Source organism: Kistimonas scapharcae, assembly GCF_039540975.1.
GTDB classification, from domain to species: domain Bacteria; phylum Pseudomonadota; class Gammaproteobacteria; order Pseudomonadales; family Endozoicomonadaceae; genus Kistimonas; species Kistimonas scapharcae.
This window is the reverse complement of record NZ_BAABFL010000404.1, coordinates 1-14,223: the sequence shown is the minus strand read 5'-3', so window position 1 is coordinate 14,223 and position 14,223 is coordinate 1. Positions and strand designations below refer to the sequence as shown.

14 protein-coding genes are annotated in these 14,223 nt (G+C 49.5%); 7 read left to right on the top strand and 7 right to left on the bottom strand.

Annotation, left to right across the window (positions count from 1 at the left end):
• Positions 1-575: 575 nt before the first annotated feature.
• Positions 576-764, top strand: coding sequence for a GNAT family N-acetyltransferase (locus ABD892_RS27165; RefSeq protein ID WP_425559275.1), 189 nt, complete (start codon positions 576-578; stop codon positions 762-764).
• 383 nt (positions 765-1,147) lie between these two features.
• Positions 1,148-1,672 carry a hypothetical protein gene (locus tag ABD892_RS15315; RefSeq protein ID WP_345196744.1) on the top strand — a complete coding sequence of 175 codons (525 nt, stop codon included), beginning with the start codon at positions 1,148-1,150 and terminating at the stop codon, positions 1,670-1,672.
• A gap of 83 nt (positions 1,673-1,755) precedes the next feature.
• Here ABD892_RS15315 and ABD892_RS27160 read toward each other — a convergent pair whose 3' ends face one another.
• Complete coding sequence (locus ABD892_RS27160; protein ID WP_425559274.1) at positions 1,756-1,920, bottom strand: IS1 family transposase; 165 nt, start codon at positions 1,918-1,920, stop codon at positions 1,756-1,758.
• Positions 1,921-2,342: 422 nt separating this feature from the next.
• On the opposite strand from ABD892_RS27160, the gene arfB reads away from it, so the two are divergent.
• The 3 genes from arfB to ABD892_RS15300 all read left to right on the top strand — a co-directional run bounded on the left by arfB (position 2,343) and on the right by ABD892_RS15300 (position 4,456).
• Positions 2,343-2,756, top strand: coding sequence for an alternative ribosome rescue aminoacyl-tRNA hydrolase ArfB (gene arfB / locus ABD892_RS15310; RefSeq protein ID WP_345196743.1), 414 nt, complete (start codon positions 2,343-2,345; stop codon positions 2,754-2,756).
• Positions 2,757-2,900: 144 nt separating this feature from the next.
• Complete coding sequence (locus tag ABD892_RS15305; protein WP_345196741.1) at positions 2,901-3,938, top strand: arginine deiminase-related protein; 1,038 nt, start codon at positions 2,901-2,903, stop codon at positions 3,936-3,938.
• 116 nt (positions 3,939-4,054) lie between these two features.
• Positions 4,055-4,456, top strand: coding sequence for a hypothetical protein (locus ABD892_RS15300; protein WP_345196739.1), 402 nt, complete (start codon positions 4,055-4,057; stop codon positions 4,454-4,456).
• Between the two features lie 108 nt (positions 4,457-4,564).
• On the opposite strand, the gene cydC is transcribed toward ABD892_RS15300, so the two are convergent.
• Both cydC and cydD read right to left on the bottom strand, forming a co-directional pair.
• On the bottom strand, positions 4,565-6,229 hold the full coding sequence (gene cydC / locus ABD892_RS15295; RefSeq protein WP_345196738.1) for a heme ABC transporter ATP-binding protein/permease CydC: 1,665 nt from the start codon (positions 6,227-6,229) through the stop codon (positions 4,565-4,567).
• A complete protein-coding gene (cydD, locus tag ABD892_RS15290) occupies positions 6,222-8,045 on the bottom strand; it encodes a heme ABC transporter permease/ATP-binding protein CydD (protein ID WP_345196736.1) in 1,824 nt (607 codons plus the stop codon). The genes cydC and cydD overlap by 8 nt, the downstream gene beginning before the upstream one ends.
• Before the next feature lie 150 nt (positions 8,046-8,195).
• Here cydD and ABD892_RS27155 point away from each other — a divergent pair, with 150 nt between their 5' ends.
• The gene (locus tag ABD892_RS27155; RefSeq protein WP_425559273.1) at positions 8,196-8,486 is read left to right on the top strand and encodes a hypothetical protein; all 291 of its coding nucleotides are present in this window, start codon (positions 8,196-8,198) and stop codon (positions 8,484-8,486) included.
• Positions 8,487-8,788: 302 nt separating this feature from the next.
• Here the strand turns inward: ABD892_RS27155 and ABD892_RS15280 are convergent, their stop codons facing one another.
• The 3 genes from ABD892_RS15280 to ABD892_RS15270 all read right to left on the bottom strand — a co-directional run bounded on the left by ABD892_RS15280 (position 8,789) and on the right by ABD892_RS15270 (position 12,315).
• Positions 8,789-10,897 (bottom strand): hypothetical protein, encoded by a 2,109-nt coding sequence (locus ABD892_RS15280; protein ID WP_345196735.1) that lies wholly within the window; start codon positions 10,895-10,897, stop codon positions 8,789-8,791.
• Entirely contained in the window at positions 10,894-11,868 is a 975-nt protein-coding gene (locus tag ABD892_RS15275; protein ID WP_345196734.1) for an IS30 family transposase, read from the bottom strand. The genes ABD892_RS15280 and ABD892_RS15275 overlap by 4 nt, the downstream gene beginning before the upstream one ends.
• Before the next feature lie 66 nt (positions 11,869-11,934).
• Entirely contained in the window at positions 11,935-12,315 is a 381-nt protein-coding gene (locus ABD892_RS15270; protein ID WP_345196733.1) for a hypothetical protein, read from the bottom strand.
• Positions 12,316-12,673: 358 nt separating this feature from the next.
• Here ABD892_RS15270 and trmJ point away from each other — a divergent pair, with 358 nt between their 5' ends.
• Positions 12,674-13,411 (top strand): tRNA (cytosine(32)/uridine(32)-2'-O)-methyltransferase TrmJ, encoded by a 738-nt coding sequence (gene trmJ, locus ABD892_RS15265; protein WP_345196732.1) that lies wholly within the window; start codon positions 12,674-12,676, stop codon positions 13,409-13,411.
• On the opposite strand, the gene ABD892_RS15260 is transcribed toward trmJ, so the two are convergent.
• On the bottom strand, positions 13,408-14,223 hold an 816-nt coding region (locus tag ABD892_RS15260), incomplete at its 5' end, for a PP2C family serine/threonine-protein phosphatase (RefSeq protein ID WP_345196730.1). The genes trmJ and ABD892_RS15260 overlap by 4 nt on opposite strands.

Here is a 14,223-nt window from a genome sequence, read left to right as displayed (position 1 = left end):
TTTTTCATCTCGTTCTCCGTTTGACTCAGTGTAAGTCGGAGAACTCTAATTCGAAATGCCCCTAGTTTAGGGGATGATTACACGCGTTGTGACCATGACCATGAACGGCTCTGGTATCAGAGACATTAGTCGTGTACACAGTATCAGTACGAACATACTCATTGACCATTTAAAGACACAGTCACTCAGGTCCCCTTTGAGAACGCGATGCTAGAAATATGGTGCGACATGGACGAACAGTCGCTTTTGTTGGCAGCAAGAGACATCAACGATGGTTGTTCTACTAAACTCCAAGGCTCTATATATCTGAATGTAAATCCATATAACTGAGACATTTATGAAAATCAGAAATGCCACCCTTGAGGACTTAGAGTTTATTAATGAAGGTATCCAAGAAACTCACCTTATCGAAAAATGGACTAAAGAAAGCTGACTCATCAAAATGAAAGAGAAGATATAACACCCTCCATTAAAAAACCTGAAATAATAGTTATTGATTGCCAATTAAAAAAGGCTGGCTTTGTTTGGATGAAGCCAGATTTTAAAGCAATGCATTTAAACAGATCAAATTATCTATGGGAAAACCTAATTTATGTGGACAGGAAATCAGAAGACATGATATTGGTAGCTTGCTCCATGAGGAAGTGGTCAAAATTGCCAAACGCCTTGGAAGAAATGAGATATTACTGGACATATTCGAAGTCAATGATGCATCAAAGGGTTTTTATAATAGCTTTGGAATAGACCCGGTTTACACCATCTAATCCATCAACATTTGAAAATAGGTCAATTCGATCAAATAATTCCGGAAAGCTTTAAACCTCCGCTAATTTAGTAGACAGCAAAATCACTAAAATGGGGATCCACTCTTCCTTAGAAGAGGTTATTATATTGGCTTTATGGATTCGCAACTGAAATATAAATTTGAAAAATTCAGGCTGATATTCATTATTTACTGTCGCATATTCGATTTTTTAATATAACTATGACAGGCAAATTATAAAATAACACCTATGCTTTTCGCTTCAATGATGCTTTGGTATTGGCGATATCTTGAAAACACATGATCAACTTCTTACACATTAAGTACTGAAACAGTACTTAGATAAGAGCGGTATTAATCAATATTGAAAAAAGGTGAAAAACAATGATTAGATATCTTGCTTTGACGCTGTTTCTTTTTCCAGTTACATTTTCATTCGCAGGCCAGGATATTGATTTTGAGTTTATCAACAATAGTGATCAGGAGATATACATTAAAGCGGGCGATGCACACTGTATGTATAGCGTTTTGGCAGAAGCCACAATAAAGCCACATCAAACATTATCAGCATCATATGAAACAAAAGGTGGCGCATTCAGCGAGTGTGGTTATGAACATTCTTCATTCAATTTTCAATATACGATCGGTAACAATGCAGGGTCAGTCTATCAGTTTTATTTTGCCGATGGGGGTGCTGCGGTTAAAAGTGCCAATAGTTATATACCTCATGCAGCCATGCAAACGAATAGTGTGCACGGCTCAGGCAGCATTGCCGTAGACTACTATGTTGCAATAGCAACGACTGCCTCCCGTAACATCGTAAGCTTTCCTGCCGGAGGGGAAGGTTTGGACAGTAAGCCAATGAAAGTGCATTTATCATACGGCCCATTCTCAAATACAGAGTATTGAATCGTCCTCTTTGTCCCTGATATTGAGTGTCACTGCAGGATTAAAATGTTCACCTGTTTATAGTGCACAATGGTAGAAAGCCTTTAAACGATCATATTACAAGCCGGGTGGTACCACATTCTGGAGAGGTACTCTCCGAGGACGTTGTCATGAAGGCTTTCTTTGCATGAGAAGCAGTAAGTCTTACGATTCAACCGCCTGATCCGGTCTTTCAATGCTCTGGGTGAACGGCCTGCGAAAACATACACAGAACAAACAGCTCTCCCCCGCCTTTATGTACGACAAACGACCATTTCCCGTCCATCTCGCAGATCAGTGCTCGTTCATCCGCTCAAAGGCTCGCGAGATCCCATACAGTGTCCCAGTTTTTTAGATGACTGATGACGATATTGCACTGATTCCGGGTACCCGGGTCGTATCCCGGCTTCCTAAACAGTTTATCTCCACAACCTTACTCCGTTTGTGAGTGCCCAGTTTGTTAGCTGTTTATGTAAAATCAAACTGCATCATCCACAGCAGTGAATATGGCTACCGCCTGTCAGTAAAAAAACAGGGGGCTTTGCTCCATTTCACTTTGGATATGCGTATCAACATGCTCTAATACCGGTAAAAGAGCCCTCTGGTCAGATTATCAGATACCCTGTATCAGCTCAGGTCGAACGTTATTTCCATGCTTCAAATTTCTACGAACGTTTCCCTGCCCGACAGTGAGATTGAACTCAGCGCCATTCGCGCCCAGGGTGCCGGTGGCCAGAATGTCAACAAGGTCTCAACGGCCATACACCTGCGCTTTGATATCGCGGCCTCCTCCCTGCCTGAGTTTTACAAACACCGGCTGTTGACACTGAAGGACCAACGCATTTCCTCTGACGGCGTGATCGTTATCAAGGCTCAACAATACCGCAGCCAGGAGAAAAACCGGGCTGACGCCCTGGAACGGTTACGCGAACTGATCCGCTCCGTCGCGGTCTTTCGCAAGAAACGCGTTGCCACCCGCCCCAGCCTGACAGCCCGTAAGAAACGCCTCGACAGTAAAAAACGTCGGAGTAACACCAAAAACCTCAGAGGCAAGGTCGATCACTGAGCCATATCACGGCGTCCTGAACAAACGCCTGAATTTGTGCACGGACACGGTGTACAACGCTGCTGACTCTTCGGTCAGTGGCATCCCTTCCTAGCCCATCTATATTGGTGACTCCGCACCAGGATAACTGTGAGGATCACCGGCATGAAAAAGCTCGCAATCCCACCCATGAGCGCACTTTGGCGAACGACCTGTCATCTATTGGCGCTCGTTTTTCTCAGTACTTTTATGACGCTGGTATGCCAGGCTAATCCCAGCCAGACCACCGATACCGTGGTCATGATTTCACCGGATCACTTCGGCTTTAATCCCGAAACCGCTGTCACCAACTATTTCCAGAACATCCCTGACCAGGCGGCCGACATTACCCGGCACAATGCACTGGCGGAGTTCGCCGGGCTTCGTCAGGCACTTGAGGCGCACGGTGTTCAGGTACTATCAATGCCCAGCCGGGATGATGTTCCCACCCCCGAAGCCACCTTCCCCAACAACTGGTTCCTCACCTTACCTGCAGCCCACCATGCAACAGAGCTTTATGTCTTCCCGATGCTGGTTCCTACCCGCCAGAATGAAGTGCGTTTGCAGGCGCTGGAACAGCGACTCGCTGACGCCAATATTGCTCTGGCTGATCATCACGACCTCCGCCATGAATCTACCGTAGGTGAAGCGCTGGAAGGTACGGGCAGCCTGGTGCTGGACCGAGTCAATCGGCAGGCATTTGCCGCACTGTCGCCCCGTACCAGCCGCGCACTGACTGAAACGTTTTCCAGCCAGGCAGGGTATCAACCGGTGTTTTTTCATGCCGTTGATCAGCATGGTCAGACGATCTACCACACCAATGTCATGTTAAGTATCGGCACTCGATTTGCCGTACTGTGCGAACAATGTATTCCCGATGCCAAGGAACGTGAGCAGGTGATAGAACAGCTCGGGGACAGGGAGCTGATCTACATCACACCGGCACAGGTAAGCCATATGGCGGGCAACCTGCTGGAACTCAAAAACCAGAAGGGCGAACCGCTGATACTGCTCTCTCAACAGGCGCGGGCTCATTTAACCTCCGTACAACGCGCAGCACTGGAAAGCTATGGGACACTGGTCTCTGCACCGCTGGACACCCTGGAGACCGTCGGAGGTGGCAGCGCACGCTGCATGGTAGCTGAGATTTTCACCGGAGAATAAACAACGCCCTACACCTTTGTACAACCGCCGGGATCAACGACAGGGTCAACATCATGGATGTACACCCTGTCGCGAAGCACCTATCATTATTGGGCTATCGAACAGGGATGCCCCCCATGCGGCTGATCATAAAAAAAACCTATATTTCGCTCTTTTTCGCACTGGCGCTGCTGCCCCTTCTGGAGCCGGCGCTGTCGTTTGCCCAGCAGTTTGCAATTGTGGATACCCTGCCCGACTGGCTGCACCGAAACACCGCCATCTTCCTTTCCGGCCTGGTGACCATCACCCTGCCCTGGATTGCCATCACGCTGGCCACGGCACTCGCCCTGCTGTTTGCCCTGGGTACCAGTGCGCGTCTCTATTCAGTGGTGGTCGTGGTGGCGCTGCAGCTGCTGGTTTATGCCTTTACTGGTGGGCTGACCTTCAGCTGGCATCACTGGGCGACCTCTCTCCCGGGTATTCTGGGCGCCTTTGCCCTGGTGCCGGTTACCTTACTGTTGTCGCTCAAACGGTTTTAAGTTCATTACCTTTACCCATGAACCGCATGGCACCTGCTGCTTCCTGCAGCAGGTGGTGAACGTCCTCTTTGGCGACTGCCGTGATGCCTGTTTGTTATCGCAGAGGAATTACAGGGCGACTATTCGGTCGACCACCCTCAGGGGGGCTTTCCGATGGGTCACCATCAGCAGCGTTTTGCCATGCGTCGCGTCATTCAGCACTTGAAGGATCCTGTCTTCGGTGTCCGGATCCAGTCCCTCTGTCGGCTCATCCAGTAATAGCAACGGACTGTCGCACAATAGCACCCGGGCCAATCCCAGGCGCCGTTGCTCCCCGCCCGACAGCGGCACACCGCCCTGCCCCAGCCAAAGATCCAGCAGTCCATCCTCACCGCCCGTCAGACGATCAAGCCCCACCTGACACAGTATTTTCATCAATGCTTCATCACTGGCCTGCTCACTGGCAATTCGCAGGTTGTCCCTGAGTGTGGCACTGAATACATGGATGCGCTGTGGCATCACCGCCATCACATTACGCAGGGTGGATTCAGACATTCGCTCAATGGGACAGCCTCCAATGGCAATCGTACCGGCATCAGGATTCCAGTCCCTGCTCAGCAGCTGTAGCAGGGTGGATTTACCACACCCGGTATGACCAGTGATGGCAATCCGCTCACCTGCACGCACACTCAGGTCAAATCCAGCCAGAACGGACTCCCCCATCATGCCCGGATAACGGAAGCTGAGTCCTTTAACAGTCACTGCCACGCCTTTTCCATCAACGACGGGTGACTCCTGGTTGTCAGAGGGAAAACTGACCATTGGCGTCTGACGGGTCACTTCATTCAACCGTGCCGCTGATCGGCGTACCTGACCCAGTACCTGGAAGGCACCGGGTAATGGCATGATCGCCTCAAACGCGGCCAACGTCGCCAATGCCAGGATCGCCATGATGGGGCCGGCCAATCCCCCCGCCGACACCTCCGCCGCCGTAACCCACAATAGCCAGACCAGGGTCAGGCCAGCCAATACGGTGACCAACGCCACCGCAAAACCGTTGACCCGTGCCAGGATGGACTGCTGCCGGATTAGCTGTGCCTCTTCTTCCTCAACCGCCGCACGGTAGGTGGGTTCTGCCCCGAAGATCAGCAACTCGGCCTGCCCCGTCACATAATCATGCAACCGGGTACGCAACTGACCTTTGGCCTCAGTCACAGCCTGCCCCGCCCGGTTACCCAACCGGTAAAACAACACAGGCAGCAGTAACAAAGCCGGCAAAAGGACGGCCGCCAATGGCACCACGGCTGCCGGTGAAAACAGGCTGGCCAGTACGATCAGACCGACCACACCGAGGATCGCGCAGATCAAGGGCGTTAACAGGCGCAGATAGAGGTTATCCAGCGCATCAATGTCTGCCACCATTCGGTTAAGCAGATCCGCCTGCCGGAATCGTCTCAAGCCTGCCGGGGCCAGCGGTTCGACACAACCGTAAAACCAGACCCGGAGTCGAGCCAGTAATTTAAACGTGGCATCGTGGCTGACCACCCGCTCAAAGTAGCGACCCGCCGTACGCACGATGGAAAATCCGCGAACGCCCGCCCCCGGCGTAAAAAAGTTAAAGGCCTGTGCCGTGGCCAGGGTCAGCCCTGCAATCGCCGTCGCGGTAATAAACCAGCCAGAGAGCGCCAGCAGCCCAACACTCGCCGCCAGTGCCACCAGTGCCAGGATGATGCCCAGCCCCATCTGCAGGCTGTGGTGGCGATACAGTTTCAGGAAAGGCAGCAACTCACGCATGCTCTGTTACTCCCTTCTTTGCCGAGGTTGCCAACGGCGTCATGTCATCCAGCTCCTGTTCCCAGCTGTGCCAGAGTCGGGCGAATGGCCCGTCTTGCACGCGCAGTGCATCCGGCTCGCCATACGCGATACATTTGCCGCCATCGAGCACCAGCACGCGGTCTGCACGTTGTACCTGTAATGGGCGATGCGTCACCATCAACACCGTTTTGCCCGCACTGTAACGGCGGATACCATCGTCCACCAGCCGTTCACTGTCGTGATCCAAGCTGGCAGTCGGTTCATCCAGCAACACCAGTTGCGCGGATCGGGCAATCGCACGGGCCAGGGCGATACGCTGCGCCTGCCCGACAGACAACCGGCTGGCCGCTTCGCCAAGGGAGGTATCCAATCCCTGCTCAAGGTTTGCGACAATCTCATCCGCATGGGCCTGCTGCAGGGCCTTGTTAATGGCGTCGTCCGACAGCTCATGTCGCCCCAACCGGACATTGTCCCGCACCGAGCCACACACCAGCAGCGGATTCTGTCCCAGCCAGGTCAGCTGGCGGCGCCAGTGATCCGGATTGAGTTCCCGCAGCTCAATCCCGTTAATCTTCAGGGTGCCCTGGTAATCCAGAAAACCCAGAAAAACATTCAGCAGGGTGCTTTTACCGGCTCCAGACAACCCAACTATGGCCAAATGCTCTCCCGTTGCCACAGTGAAACACAGTTGATTCAACAGCAGCTTGTCACTACCCGGTGCCTGCACGGTGAGACGGTCACAGACAATCTCGACTGCCGGTTGTGCAGGACAGGCCAGCCCCCCTTCCGGACGTTGCGGTACAGGTTCATTGAGAAAATGCATCAGACGATCGCCGGCACCAATGGCCTGGGCACGGGCATGGTAGAAGGTGCCCAGCTCGCGAAGCGGCTGATAAAACTCCGGGGCAAGCAGAAGGAGAAACAGGCCCGTGAATAGCGTTAACTCACCGCCCCAGTGACCAAAGTTCAGGTAACCAAGGTAACTCATGCCCAGGTAAAGTGCCGTCAGCGCAATAGACACAGAAGCAAAGAACTCCAGCACAGTCGATGACAGAAACGCCAGCCGCAACACTTGCATGGTCTTGACCCGGAAGGCTTCTGCAGCCGACGCAACCATGGCCTTTTCCTGGCGGCTTCGGTTAAACAACCGCAGGGTAGCGAGCCCCTGCAGCCGATCCAGGAAGTGACTGCTCAAACGGGACAATGCCTGGAAGTTACGACGGTTGGCATCTGCCGCCTTGATACCGACCAGAATCATGAAAAGAGGAATCAGTGGCGCCGTCCCCAGGAAGATCAGGGTAACCGCCCAGTTCTGCGGCAATGCCACGGCCAGGATCAACAAGGGGATGGCTACTGACAGGGTCATTTGCGGCAGGTAACGGGAAAAGAAATCCTGCAGTTCCTCCACCTGTTCCAGAAGCAGCGTCAACCACTCACCTGCCGGGCGCTGGCCGACGGCTGCCGGCCCCAGCTGTCCCATACGGTTCAGCAGCAAACGCCGCACCTGTTGGCGAACAGCCTGACCGGCCCGGAAGCCGGCCTGTTCTCGTCCCATCAGACAACCGGCACGCACCAGACTGGCCAGCAAAAAACCACCCAGATACGGAAGAACCGCTGTCCGTTCCTGTCCGTCCATCGCCAGGCTATGGACGACAGTGGCTAAAAACCAGGCCTGGGCAATGATCATCAAACCATTGCCAATACCCAACGCCATGACACAGCCAAGCCAGCGTCCTGCTGCCTGCTTCTGGCTGCGTAACCAGCGATAAACCTCACGTTCGGTGGTTTTATTCATGCTTACTGCGCTATTTCACTCTGCAACCGGGCTCATACCATCAGGACGCCGGTAGGGATCAGGATATGCTGCTATGACAACACAAAGGAAAATGGATGCGGATTCTAGCAGCCTTCAGGGTTGAGGTAACGATTAGCGTCAGGGTTTTCAATGACAAGGGTGTCAGGTAGACCAACCCGTAGTCGCAACACTTCCCATACTCCGAAGGTATCGCTGATAATACGCCGTTTTCAGACAAGTACACCTGCCACTATGCTGGATAACATCCGAATCGTCATGATCCGTACCTGGCACCCGGGAAACATCGGATCCGCCCTGCGCGCCATGAAAACCATGGGCTTACGCCACCTCACCCGGACGCTGAAAGCATGGCGGCCATTCCTTCTCCTGGCCCAGCTTGACACCCAGAGCCTGTGGCCAGCAAGTGATTCTGGAAGCTGAAACAGTCAGGTCGCCTTAATGTTCGACCAGGAATCCATGTGGACGACCAATCAGGAATTACAGCAATGTAACTAAAACGCCGCATTCACCGGCGAGCAGGAGTATTCAATGGCGGCAGACCTTGATGAAGCTTAGGAAGGTGCGAATAAGTCCACACTCACCTTCGGTAACCCTTGCTATTGCTGATGCTGTTTTTTGGAAAAAGGGACTTATTCGCAGTTTCCCTTAGCAATGGGCTCATATTATGAAAGCAGAGAAAATCCAGGCTGCACAACCCATTCAAAACTATGGCCAACCACTCATTAATTAGCCAATAGGCGTTTCATTGTTTCAAATGCAGCCTTATTTTCATCACTGTCACGCAGTTCTTTATTCCAAAAAACTATATCTACAACACCTTTACATGAATGTTTAAGAGTACCTGCAATAATCATTTGTGGATCTTTTTCATTTTTCAACGCAGCTTCAGTAGGAATATCTGCTTGCTTTTTAAAGCTTTTTATATGTGGCGCAATATGGTGCAAGCAAACCAAGATTGTTTTATTTCTCATATGCTCAGCAAAACCTTCTGCTTCAATTTTATCAATAGCCCCACATATATTTGAACCGGCTCTTGATTCGATTATAACGGGAAAAAGTATGACCGTACTTGTATCAAATGATGAGATATTTCTTATAACAGGATTGTCAGGACATGTCTTATTAATTAATTGTCCGATAACTTCAGGGTAACGCGCGTCACTGCAAATTGCATTGGGTATTCGGATAGTCGGAACCGTTTTCTTAAGAAGAGCAGCAGGCTCGCTCGACGACGGAACGGCCATAAGTGTTAATTCCTCTTTTAAAGCCTCACCGCTCTTATCTAGCCTCGATGAAACAGCTACAGTTTGTGTTGTGCTGCCCTCTCTGCTGTATGCTCTGTCTCGTGGGGAAGCAGAAGCTTCAACGGTTTCACTGGCTGAATATTCTGTTACAGTTGATATGGCACAGGATTTTGTCTTATCTGAATTGTGTGCATCAAAATCATCTAGAATCTTGGTAAAGTCAGATATATTTTTTCTATTGTAATTACAATCATATATATCACCACTCCCTGTAATACCTATTCTTATTCTTATGACAGCCATACCTGCTCTCAAAGTCTTCACGAGTTCCGGATTTGTTGACTTCACAAAATAACAAGCTGGATCATTCATATGCGGTGCCACAGGATAAACAAGAAAAAATATTGTTTTCTTTAATTGTGCATCACTTAGTTTTGCTTTATTAATGGCTGCAGATACATTAGAACTTTCTCGTGAGGACATAATAATCGGACATATAATCAGCGCACTGGAATCTACAACCTGACCTGAAGAAAGGGATGTTATTGGCAAATCAACTTCCAGACACCTATTCAATGCTTTTATAAATCTGCGGACTCCTTCATCTTTATCTTCATAAATAGCTTTAGGCATAAAAAAACCTAAAACGGATTTTTCTGTGTTATCCATGGAATCATCCAGAGAATGAACCCTAACCGGTTGTTTACCCTGCACCTGCACTGATTCGTCAACAGTTAACTCTTCAGCAGCATGCGGCGGCGACAGCCTTGGTCTCGCAGATTGGCATACGTCTAAATCATAACGCCTATCTAGCGAACCCAGCATCGCATCAAACCGATCACCGTCTCTTTCGGCTATTATTTTACCGTCATCCTGAGCACTCGGCGGTAAGACAGCACTTGTGTCTAACGATGAAGGAGATGCGGTCTGCCCTCCACTAGCAGGTGACGATACATCTGTAGCAGATGAATCCACTGCTTTGGCATCAACCCTATCTGCTATACAAACCGTTTCTTCACTCTCACGCTGTTTAGGCATCCTGCTGTCTTTCGAACTATCAACGTGTTGACTCACTTTGGAATCATGCGTTTGAACTGGCCATTCTATAGATGTACGAGAAGACGAAACGACAAGCCCCTCCTTCTCACCGCTAATGGCATCATCTTCACTGAGTGGAACGGGTTGAAAAGACATCACCGCTGAAGCCTGGCTCAAGCCAGAATGGCTCGGATCCCCAGTAGTCTTATCATCACTCTCATCTATCGATAAGAGTTTAGGTTTTTTCAGGTCATCATCGTACAACAAAACATCATCGCTTGATGATACCGATGAAACGGCATCTATATTACCCTGTGACGAAAACACAGTTTTAGGCTCACATTCCCAATCGTCTTTTGCATCTTCTGATAAACAGGTGATATCAGCAGTGACATCATCATGGCAATCAAACACTCTCGCATCGACACTCCAATCATTCACGCCATTATCATGTCTACCATCAGAAAACACACATACCTCTTCATTAGGCTGTCTACTTTCCAATGATTCTAAAGCACAGGGTAAAACGGAGCTTTCTGCTGGATTCAAGCAATAAGTGCAACAGACTTGCCAGTGTAGACCTCAAGCGGTGTTAAACCACCAAGTACCTTGCGAGGCATGCTATTTAATTGATACTCCATCGCTTCAATTTCCTCTGCTGTAACCTGTCCAAGTGCCATTTTTTTAGGCCACTGACGACGAATAATGCCATTGGTGTTTTCATTGGTTCCTCTTTGGTAGCTCGCGTAAGGTTTGGCGAAATAAACATCTGCATTAACCGCTTCCGAAACCATGGCGTGCATTGCAAACTCTCCACCGTTATCCAGGGTGATTGTCTTCGCTCCTGGTGCACGTTGCAGCATCTCAATCATCTTGTTGGCTACTGTTTCAGCGTTCTTGCTCGTCACCTTGCCAATCATGGTAAGGCGACTTTTTCGGTCTACCAGAGTAACCAGGTGAGCATCCTGTCCATATACCGTATCACCTTCCCAGTCTCCCAAACGGGTGCGTTGTTCGACAATGGCAGGACGCTCAGTGATATCCGTTCGATCAGGTATCAGAGAGCGCCCGGCCTTACGCTTTCCGCCTTTCCAACGGGTCTTGCCAAACCTGGGGAGTTCTCGATAAAGCTGGCCCCCATTGGCTTTATCTTGAGCAATGAGCCGGTAGATAGTTGTATGGCTAATGGCTTTTTCAGGCAGCTCAATTTTAATGCGACAACTGATGTTTTCTGGCGACCATCCCAAAGACAGACCTTTTTCGATAATTTGTCTGTGCTGAACATCCGTTTTCTTTGCTTTACGAGCGTTTTTCTTACGCTCCGTTTTACGTTTTTCAGCCGCCTCGGGGCAGTAGCCGTCATGATCAGAATTTCGTCTTAACTCTCGGCTAATCGTACTTTTGTGAACACCAAGCGTGTCAGCCATGGCTTGTTGAGAAAGATCGTTTTTCAGTAGAGCCTGAAGCTGGCATCGTTTGCTTTGAGTCAGCTGTTCGTAGTGTTTGGTTTGAGTGTTCATTCCAGACATCCATTTCAGAGTGTGACAACTTAGAAATCTACCGACAGCTGTCTCACAATTCAAAATTCAGCCTGTTGCACTTATTGTATTACTCCAGCCTGAAGTATGAGCACTTTGCTCTGGAAAAGCGTGTTTGATTGAATCTTGCTTTGGGCTGGAAGTTTGCGTTTCTGGCTCCAAGACTACTGCATTACTCTGGCCGATCAAAAGTGAATCCTCTGGGCAACAACAAGTGCAGCGGCAGCAGGTAATAAAAAAATTCTTTATCTTTCCCGGTAATTCCCTAAACCACAATCCGATTTCTCGTAAGCACTGCTTTAATGAAAATCCGCTCTCCACTTCAGAGGTCACTCTTTGACCAAATCGTGGTAAATTTCTGCTCGCGGAGCTTCCACTTTCCAGATTCGATACCGTTGATTGCGATGTCTTCGTTGCTATGCTTGCCATATGCTCATTCCTTGTTTCAAATAGGATTCAATTTTATTTGGATCTTAAAGAGCCACAAAAGTTTAGAAAACGTTTATGGCACGTTTGGTTACTCATTATTCAGCACGAAGGATCTAAGCGATTACATTATTTATTCTCAAAATCTATAAGTAAGCGGTGGGATCAGGTATGTGAAATCGAAATAGCACCAACAAATCGATATGAAACAAGTGGTTAACTTGTCTTATATCAGGAATACAGCAAAACATCCTCAACAATGGCAAAGGTGTCAGACAGGCCATACCGTAGACTCAACACTTCCCATAATCCGAAGGTATCGCTGATAATACGCCGTTTTTAGACAAGTACACCTGCCACTATGCTGGATAACATCCGTATCGTCATGATCCGTACCTGGCATCCGGGAAACATCGGATCCGCCCTGCGCGCCATGAAAACCATGGGCTTACGCCACCTCACCCTGGTCAGCCCACCACACTGGCCCCATCCGGATGCCGACACCATGGCGGCCGGCGCCGCTGACCTGATTGACCAGGTCAACGTCGTAGAAAACCTGTCTGAGGCCATCGCTGACTGCTCCCTGGTCATTGGCACCTCCGCCCGCAGCCGTTCCTTCTCCTGGCCGATGCTAAGCCCCCGCACCTGTGGCCAGCAAGTGATTCAGGAAGCCGAAAACACTCAGGTCGCGCTGGTGTTTGGCCAGGAAACCATGGGGATGACCAATGAGGAATTGCAGCAGTGTCACTATCACGTCTGCATTCCCGGCAACCCGGAGTATCCCGTACTGAATGTGGCGTCAGCAATACAGATTCTCTGCTACGAGATCCGGCAAAGCCTGGAAGCACGCTCGGAAACAGGGTCTGACTTGAATGAGGAAATAACCACTTACCCGGATGCCAACGCCATGGAGCAATTTTACCAGCACCTGGAAGAGGCGCTTTACGATGTAAACTTCATCATTCGACAGCATCCCGGCAATGCCATGACCAAACTGCGTCGACTCTTTAACCGGGCACGACCGGAATCAGAAGAAATGAATATGTTGCGTGGCATTTTGAGTCGTATACAGCAAACACGAAAAGGCAATAACGTTTAATCAGGATACAGTGCAGAGACAGGGGTTACTGACGCAGACATATTATCCTTACTACCACACTGGAGTGCAGCTTCTATTAAATAAGCTGCTATCTCCTCTGGGTTAAACCCGTTCTGCCACAAAACGAAAACCAAATCACCCATTTGTTGTGAGGAGATTTTTCCTGTTATGCCATCACTCACTAATACCAGTAGGCAGTCTTTCAGGCTGGCGTCACCTGCCAGTCTTTCATACTGCCTTTCATTGAGCATCTCATCGAGTATCGCATCGGTGAATGGTACAATTTTCGGACGAGGGTTTAACGCATAGGTAAACCGTGATCCACCAAAATTGTGATCACCAATGGTACGCGCGGGCTCTACTTCTCCATTAACACGGTTCCCAAAGACTCCACCAGGAAACACAAAACCTCCGCGCTTCAATGCTGACTGGGTATACTTATCAGGTGATTGAGAGGTTTCAGAGGATTGAGTTTCATCAAATCCACATCTTGCATCTTCACTGGCTTGAAAAACTCTGCCTGTAGCCGTTATCAATATCGCTCTGGAATCACCCACATTGCAGACAAAAAGTGTCGAACCGATAACCATTGCAACAACAGCCGTTGTCCCACCATCCTTTTCAGATGCCATCCTGTCTACAGCCGTAAACGATAACTTAAGTGGGTTATACGTTCTCACTGCGTCTGAAGGATCCGGCAAGTCAAGCTCATGCCATATAATCAATTGTTGTTCCAATTCATAGGGTAACATCCTTAAATCCCGCTTAACCTTGGGAATGTGAGCAAGCTGGCCGTACTTTTGGCAACAGAG

Coding starts and splice junctions, on each gene's coding strand:
- ABD892_RS15300 (WP_345196739.1), top strand. CDS start 4,055: ATGCGGCTGATCATAAAAAAAACCTATATTTCGCTCTTTTTCGCACTG.
- trmJ (WP_345196732.1), top strand. CDS start 12,674: ATGCTGGATAACATCCGTATCGTCATGATCCGTACCTGGCATCCGGGA.
- ABD892_RS15275 (WP_345196734.1), bottom strand. CDS start 11,868: ATGAACACTCAAACCAAACACTACGAACAGCTGACTCAAAGCAAACGA.
- cydC (WP_345196738.1), bottom strand. CDS start 6,229: ATGCGTGAGTTGCTGCCTTTCCTGAAACTGTATCGCCACCACAGCCTG.
- cydD (WP_345196736.1), bottom strand. CDS start 8,045: ATGAATAAAACCACCGAACGTGAGGTTTATCGCTGGTTACGCAGCCAG.
- arfB (WP_345196743.1), top strand. CDS start 2,343: ATGCTTCAAATTTCTACGAACGTTTCCCTGCCCGACAGTGAGATTGAA.
- ABD892_RS15315 (WP_345196744.1), top strand. CDS start 1,148: ATGATTAGATATCTTGCTTTGACGCTGTTTCTTTTTCCAGTTACATTT.
- ABD892_RS27155 (WP_425559273.1), top strand. CDS start 8,196: ATGACAAGGGTGTCAGGTAGACCAACCCGTAGTCGCAACACTTCCCAT.
- ABD892_RS27165 (WP_425559275.1), top strand. CDS start 576: ATGGGAAAACCTAATTTATGTGGACAGGAAATCAGAAGACATGATATT.
- ABD892_RS15270 (WP_345196733.1), bottom strand. CDS start 12,315: ATGGCAAGCATAGCAACGAAGACATCGCAATCAACGGTATCGAATCTG.
- ABD892_RS15305 (WP_345196741.1), top strand. CDS start 2,901: ATGAAAAAGCTCGCAATCCCACCCATGAGCGCACTTTGGCGAACGACC.